Raw genomic sequence first — 6,253 nt, 5'->3', positions numbered from 1 at the left:
TTCCCTTTTACCTAAGTCATACACCTTTAGTTTCTAAGGGTTCCTACTTAGAACGAGTCGCACTTCCTTACGTTTTCGGTTCACCTCTTTAAGGCTAAACATAGCATCACCCGCGTGGCAAGTCACTAATCATAGGTTGTTCTCAATAAACAACATTTAGCTAATTAGTAAGTGAATTATCTCCCCTCTACACATGGGGACGAGACGCTTCGTATGTAGCGAATGCTCGACTCATCCTCTTACGAGGACAAGCTTTTGAGTACGGTAGCGCTGGTAGAATCTCATGCCAATGTTCCTAGCAGCGTTCAATCCCGAATCAGGTTCAAATCCGACTTCCTACGTCTGACGTGGGAATTATGTCCTTTTACGAAGTATCTCGCTACTTCTCTTACTTCCCCGTTTACATCCGGCTCTAATACGGATAGCACACAAATCGAATCACCATCTAAATCAATATCTACACAGCAAACACGTTTATCTTGTTGCGCTTTTACTCCTCCTGTTGCAACATGGTAACGTTCTAATGTCCAATTTATCCAGCAACTACCATCTTTTTTAAAAACTATTGTCGGGCAACCTTTTAACCAATTAGTATCAAATTCATAAGTAAAATAACTAAACTTAACCCAGCCCCAACCATTACCAACACGCATTTTTAACAGTACATCAAAACCTGTATCTTGTTTGTACATGCTGTATTTAATGTCTGTTTTATCAGGAATTTGTCCAATAAATACCAAAATATCTCTACCAGACATCACGTCATCAGCAAAAGTAATTATCTTTGCCACAAAGCTACAAAGTACCACCTGTTGACTTAACCAGTAGTACCAAATTGCCCTATTTCAGCAATATCTTAATCACGAGTACTACCTGTTGACTTAACTCATATCTTGCACCTGGAAATTTCAATGTTAATTCCTTGACTAAGTGCCAGTTCCCTAAGTCGCTCAATGTCTTGTAAAAGAAATAACACTATTAAATGTGGAAATATAGTAAGGAGCTGCAATTTCTGCGGCTTCACCCCAGTCAGGTAAGTCGCCGTTGGCGCCACTAGTAGATAAATAAGCCCAGTGTGCTAAAACGTCAGATATAAGCGACAATACCAGCCAACGGTAAACTCCCAAGAGGGTTCCTTGTCCAAAACGGTGCTTTGCGGTTTTAAACCAACCCTCTATTTGCCCTTCGGGTTCGCCACTTTGGCGGGACGGAAACCGACACCGCCAAGTGGACTCACCATCGTCGTTTGCCCCACCAAGAAATGGTACTAGCCTTCAGAGCCTTGGTAGAAATAACAAATCGTTTCTCGTACTTACCATCATGGCGTTTAACATAATACCAGGATATATAAACAGGAAACTTCAAACTCTGAAGGTAAAGTTGCTGTCCTCTTTTGTGTAATTGAGCTACAGTGCGCCCATCTATTAACTTACGGGTACAAGCTATACCAGCAATTATGTGATATTTTTTCTCCCTAACGCCGTGTATAAATTGGATACTACCAAAGCCTGTATCTACTAGAACCATTACCTCCTTAAAGTGCTTGGTTAATTTTTTTGGTAAAGATTTAACCATTTTTAATCCTAATTTTGCCGGGGAAGTGGCACCTTTGACACGGACATACGCGGAAACTCCAAGGTACTCGCCACCGACCAACAACCAGATACACCACAACCCTTCGGGTTCGCCAGTTCCCTACGGAGGGAAACCCTCCTTCAGGACTGGACTCACCAAATGCAAACCTCGTTTTCCGTGATATACGCTGATTAAGTTTTCGAGCGCCTTAAATTTTCCCGCTTTCTCCAAAGTTGTCAGGTCAACAATAACTTGTAAAAATGGTTGGTGCCCCAACGAACGCTCAGATACAATCTCCTTAATAATACGGTTGCGAGCAGTGCGAATTACACCTCTAATTGACCAATTATAGATATTGAGAAACCGACTTAAGGCGCTCGGTGACTTGCTTTTACTGTGTTGAGGTAAAGGATAGCCTTGTGCCTCTAAGAACATCCCAAACATCGATTCAAGATTTTCTTGTTGGTAAATAGAAGGCATCAATGACAGCGCAAAGTAGGCGGTGTCGGCTTCCGTCCCGCCTAACTTTGCAAGAGACCAAAGTGTAAACTAGACTTTGGGCGTGGGCAAGAATTGAAATCATTTTTCTTGCTGAACTTTAGATATATTTCAACGCCCTTTTTCTCACGTTTTGGCGCCACAATGCAAATAAACATGGTAAGCGCAGATGACTCACGGCGCCATCTAATAATTATGTCTTGAGAAAAACTATTTACGTAATTACCGTATATTAAAAGTAAATAATAGTGCGAGTGTGTATTCAATAGTTGTTTTTTATTTGCTGTTATATTTGTACGCTCTTTATCAAATTTTTACGTGTTTTATCGTTAGGTGCAAGATATGAGTTAACCAGTAGTACGAAGTGGCGCCTATTTCAAATTTCTAATACTCTCTCTGTATTTATGAATGCACAGGCAGGATGCCTGTGCTACAATTACCACTTATCAAAACTAATTAATATTGACTGCTAGTTGCTTATTCAGAACTTGATTTAGCTTGCCGCTACGATAACCTTCTAAGTCTAAGGTGACATAGATAAAACCGAGTTCTTGGAAAGCAGAAACGATTAATTGTAAATCGGTCTTTAACACAAAATCTTTGATGTGTTCGGCTGGTAGCTCAATTCTGGCTGTATCGCTTTCAGAACGAACGCGCAGGTTGGAAAACCCCAGCTTACGTAAATATACTTCTGCTCTACCTACTCGTTGTAACTTGGCAACCGTTATTTCTTCTCCGTAAGGAAATCTTGAGCTTAAACAAGGTTGTGCTGGTTTATCCCACCACGGTAAACCTAACTGCTGTGAAAGCTGACGCACTTCAAGTTTACTCACTCCTACTTCTGCTAGGGGAGAAAAGGCGCCTCGTTCTTTAGCTGCTTGAATACCTGGGCGATAATCGTGTAAATCATCAGCATTAACTCCATCCACGACATAAGGATAACCGAGTTGTTTCGCTAACGGTTTAAGGGTATCGTGAAGCTCACTTTTACAAAAATAGCAGCGATTAACTGGATTTGCTGTGTAATTAGGATTTTCCATCTCGCGCGTTTCTATGACTTGATGGCGAATTCCAATTGTTGCTGCTTGAATTTTTGCGTCTTCCAGTTCTTCTGGCAATAACGACGGTGAAACCGCTGTCACTGCTAACGCGCGTTCTTTCAGCACATCATACGCAATTTTTGCTACCAAAGTGCTGTCAACACCGCCAGAATAAGCTATCAACGCTTGCTGCATCTGAGCAAAGAATGCTTGTAGCTTATCAAGTTTTTCGTTCAACATACAAATTGCCAATTTTCCAAGAACATCTTAACTATATTTAGCTATCATTGCCGCGAGCCTTGGTAAATCAATCGGCTTACAAATATAATTATCGAATCCCGCTGCAATACAAGTTTTGTCGTCACCTTTCATTGCCATTGCTGTCTGAGCTATTACTAATATATTTTTATACTTAGTGTCTTCGCGTAATTTCTTAATTAAGTTAAATCCATTGCAGTCAGGTAAATATATATCCATAAGAATTATGGAGGGAATTTGACGCTCTATGCTTTCCCAAAATTCAGTAGCATTTTTAACCCAACTAACTTGATAACCTAATTTCCCTAAATAGATTTGCATCATTTGAGCATTAGGTAAATCATCTTCCACTATAAGAATAGATGGGGAATTAGAAGATAAGAGTACTTCCGGAATTGGACAATGGGGATGCTCAATCTCTACAACTGTTCTTAAGCTTTTTGCTTCTACTTCTGAATTTACGCACTGCTTAAGCGGTAATACAATTGTAAATTGTGAACCTTGGTTCGTTTCTGATTCAACTTCGACATAACCACTGTGAAGCTCTGCTAACTTACGAGTTACTGCTAATCCCAAACCTGTACCCTCATCACGACCAACTAAAGCGTTAGCTATTTGCGAAAAAGGTTGAAACAGTTCTCCTTGATATTCCTTTGGTATACCTGTTCCTGTATCCCAAACTATGAAATGCACAAAATTACCCTGGATTTTAACTTGCAAACCGACTGAACCTGATTCTGTAAATTTTAAAGCGTTAAAAATAAGGTTCAAAAGCATTTGCTTGAGTCGTAGTGAGTCCGCAATCAGTGTTGTCACATCAGGTTCTATATCTAAAACTATCCGCAAACCCTTATTCGCTGCTTTTTCTTTTACCAATGCAAAAACAGTTCGACACAGTGCGGGTATATCTACATCCTCCCACTGCACCTCCATTTGATTTGCTTCAATTTTGGAAAGGTCTAATATATCGTTAATCAAAGCTAACAAATGCTTACCACTGGACTGAATAATACTTAAATATTCTTGATGACGTTCACGGTTTGGCTCAAAACCTTGAGCTAGCAGTAAATGAGTGAAGCCTAGAATTGAGCTTAATGGAGTCCGGATTTCATGGCTAGTACTAGCAAGAAATTGATTTTTTAGTTGATTTGTACGCTGAAGTTCCTGATTATAGCTTTCTAAATGCTGACAAACTTGCTCAAATGATTTTAATCGTTTTACCTGTACTAATGCAGCAATACAGCGCTCAATACTAGATTCTAGTAATTCCTGCCTTAGGTTAAATGTACTATTGATTGCCCTAGTAGTTATGATTTGGTCAGAGATTATTAGCCATCCTAATGTATTGTTTGGACTAGCAGCTATTGCCCAAGCACATTTAGGTTGCTCTGTCTCCATTAAGACTAGTTCATTTGCACTAAATACTTTTTCTAAGCTTAGGTGTTCTAAACATGAGTCTTCACTCCTCAACGGCGCCATTGAAGAGACATAGCGAATTACAGCAGTATCTAATTTTTGGGTTAACGCGATAGCAATTTGACTCGGTTTTAAAGCATTGCCGAGTTCGTCAACTACTGTTTGAAAAATTTTCGACTCTAGAGCTTGTGAATCGTCATTGTAGTTAGAGAAACATTCATTTATACGAGATTGCAACTGGTTCAAACTGCTTTCTAACCACAACTGGGCACGTAAATGCTCAATTGTTGTCAAAAGTGTTGATGCTGCATCAACTTGCGAGTTTTGTTCTGGTAAGCTTGAATACTGCTGCATTATCAAATCAACCACTGAACAAATTTGGCTTTGCACGAAAGTGCTGGTAAGTTCCAATGTATATTAGCGTACATTTATCTCAATATTTATAAACTAAAACCCAAAGTGTCAAATATGACTTAAATCTTTATTATCCGCTGTCGAAAATAATTCTCCTTCAAACCGTAATAACAATTAGACAAGATTAACTCATGAATGATCAATTTGCCCAATATCTTACGAATTGGATTACCCAAATTCCTCAATTGACTGTAAACGGCATTGCTGTAGGTAGTATTATTGCCCTAGCCGCAGTCGGTCTGACTCTTACCTATGGGATTTTACGGTTATCGAATTTTGCTCACGGTGACTTTTTGACTCTAGGCGCCTATTTAACTTTTCTGTTAAACGCTGGCTTTGGAGTTAATATCTGGTTAGCGATGATTGTAGCGACAATAGGTACTGTAGCTTTTATGCTACTTTCCGAGAAACTACTATGGTCACGAATGCGTGCCATACGAGCAAACTCAACTACATTTATAATCATTTCCATCGGACTTGCGCTATTCCTGCGTAACGGTATTATCTTAATTTGGGGTGGTAATAACCTCAGCTACCAAGTCCCTGTAAGTTCAGCTATAGATATCGCAGGCTTAAAAATACCTCAAGCGAAATTAATTATCATTGTTCTGGCAATCCTAACTATTATTGCCCTTCATTATTTACTGCAAAATACAAAGATTGGTAAAGCCATGCGCGCGGTTGCTGATGATATTGACCTCGCACGAGTGACAGGTATAAATGTAGACAGAGTTGTACTTGCAACCTGGATTATCACTGGAGTAATGACATCTATCGGCGGAAGTATGTTAGGGCTAAGTGAAGGAATTAGACCAAATATGGGCTGGTTTCTAATTTTACCATTGTTTGCATCTGTAATTTTCGGTGGCATTGGCAATCCTTACGGCGCCATTGTAGGTGCTTTCATCATTGGTATTGCACAGGAAGTAAGTACTCCATTAATCGGTTCACAGTACAAACAAGCTGTCGCGCTAGTAATCGTAATTTTAGTGTTGCTCATTCGTCCCAAAGGATTGTTCACAGGAACGATGTAAAGAAGGGGAAGGGCGAAA

7 protein-coding genes are annotated in these 6,253 nt (G+C 39.7%); 1 reads left to right on the top strand and 6 read right to left on the bottom strand.

Features of this window, described 5'->3' with window-relative positions; translation table 11 throughout:
* Window positions 1-305: 305 nt before the first annotated feature.
* The 6 genes from AC2JBO_RS22490 to hrmK all read right to left on the bottom strand — a co-directional run bounded on the left by AC2JBO_RS22490 (window position 306) and on the right by hrmK (window position 5,141).
* Window positions 306-791 (bottom strand): hypothetical protein, encoded by a 486-nt coding sequence (locus AC2JBO_RS22490; RefSeq protein WP_496955882.1) that lies wholly within the window; start codon window positions 789-791, stop codon window positions 306-308.
* Window positions 792-950: 159 nt separating this feature from the next.
* Window positions 951-1,127 (bottom strand): hypothetical protein, encoded by a 177-nt coding sequence (locus AC2JBO_RS22485; RefSeq protein WP_496955881.1) that lies wholly within the window; start codon window positions 1,125-1,127, stop codon window positions 951-953.
* A gap of 106 nt (window positions 1,128-1,233) precedes the next feature.
* Window positions 1,234-1,575, bottom strand: coding sequence for a hypothetical protein (locus tag AC2JBO_RS22480; protein ID WP_496955880.1), 342 nt, complete (start codon window positions 1,573-1,575; stop codon window positions 1,234-1,236).
* Window positions 1,576-1,695: 120 nt separating this feature from the next.
* Window positions 1,696-2,055 (bottom strand): hypothetical protein, encoded by a 360-nt coding sequence (locus tag AC2JBO_RS22475; protein ID WP_496955879.1) that lies wholly within the window; start codon window positions 2,053-2,055, stop codon window positions 1,696-1,698.
* A 470-nt stretch (window positions 2,056-2,525) separates the two neighbouring features.
* Window positions 2,526-3,353 carry an ATP-dependent sacrificial sulfur transferase LarE gene (gene larE, locus AC2JBO_RS22470; protein ID WP_496955878.1) on the bottom strand — a complete coding sequence of 276 codons (828 nt, stop codon included), beginning with the start codon at window positions 3,351-3,353 and terminating at the stop codon, window positions 2,526-2,528.
* Window positions 3,354-3,380: 27 nt separating this feature from the next.
* Window positions 3,381-5,141 carry a hybrid histidine kinase/response regulator HrmK gene (gene hrmK / locus AC2JBO_RS22465; protein WP_496955877.1) on the bottom strand — a complete coding sequence of 587 codons (1,761 nt, stop codon included), beginning with the start codon at window positions 5,139-5,141 and terminating at the stop codon, window positions 3,381-3,383.
* Window positions 5,142-5,332: 191 nt separating this feature from the next.
* On the opposite strand from hrmK, the gene AC2JBO_RS22460 reads away from it, so the two are divergent.
* Window positions 5,333-6,235, top strand: coding sequence for a branched-chain amino acid ABC transporter permease (locus tag AC2JBO_RS22460; protein WP_496955876.1), 903 nt, complete (start codon window positions 5,333-5,335; stop codon window positions 6,233-6,235).
* Window positions 6,236-6,253: the final 18 nt, after the last annotated feature.

The organism is Calothrix sp. CBUCES-K 9914 (assembly GCF_059640475.1).
This window is presented reverse-complemented; position numbering and strand designations above follow the sequence as displayed.

Excerpts from the sequence above, each read along its gene's own strand:
- AC2JBO_RS22480 (WP_496955880.1), bottom strand. The coding sequence starts at position 1,575 with ATGGTTAAATCTTTACCAAAAAAATTAACCAAGCACTTTAAGGAGGTA.
- AC2JBO_RS22475 (WP_496955879.1), bottom strand. The coding sequence starts at position 2,055 with ATGCCTTCTATTTACCAACAAGAAAATCTTGAATCGATGTTTGGGATG.
- larE (WP_496955878.1), bottom strand. The coding sequence starts at position 3,353 with ATGTTGAACGAAAAACTTGATAAGCTACAAGCATTCTTTGCTCAGATG.
- hrmK (WP_496955877.1), bottom strand. The coding sequence starts at position 5,141 with ATGCAGCAGTATTCAAGCTTACCAGAACAAAACTCGCAAGTTGATGCA.
- AC2JBO_RS22460 (WP_496955876.1), top strand. The coding sequence starts at position 5,333 with ATGAATGATCAATTTGCCCAATATCTTACGAATTGGATTACCCAAATT.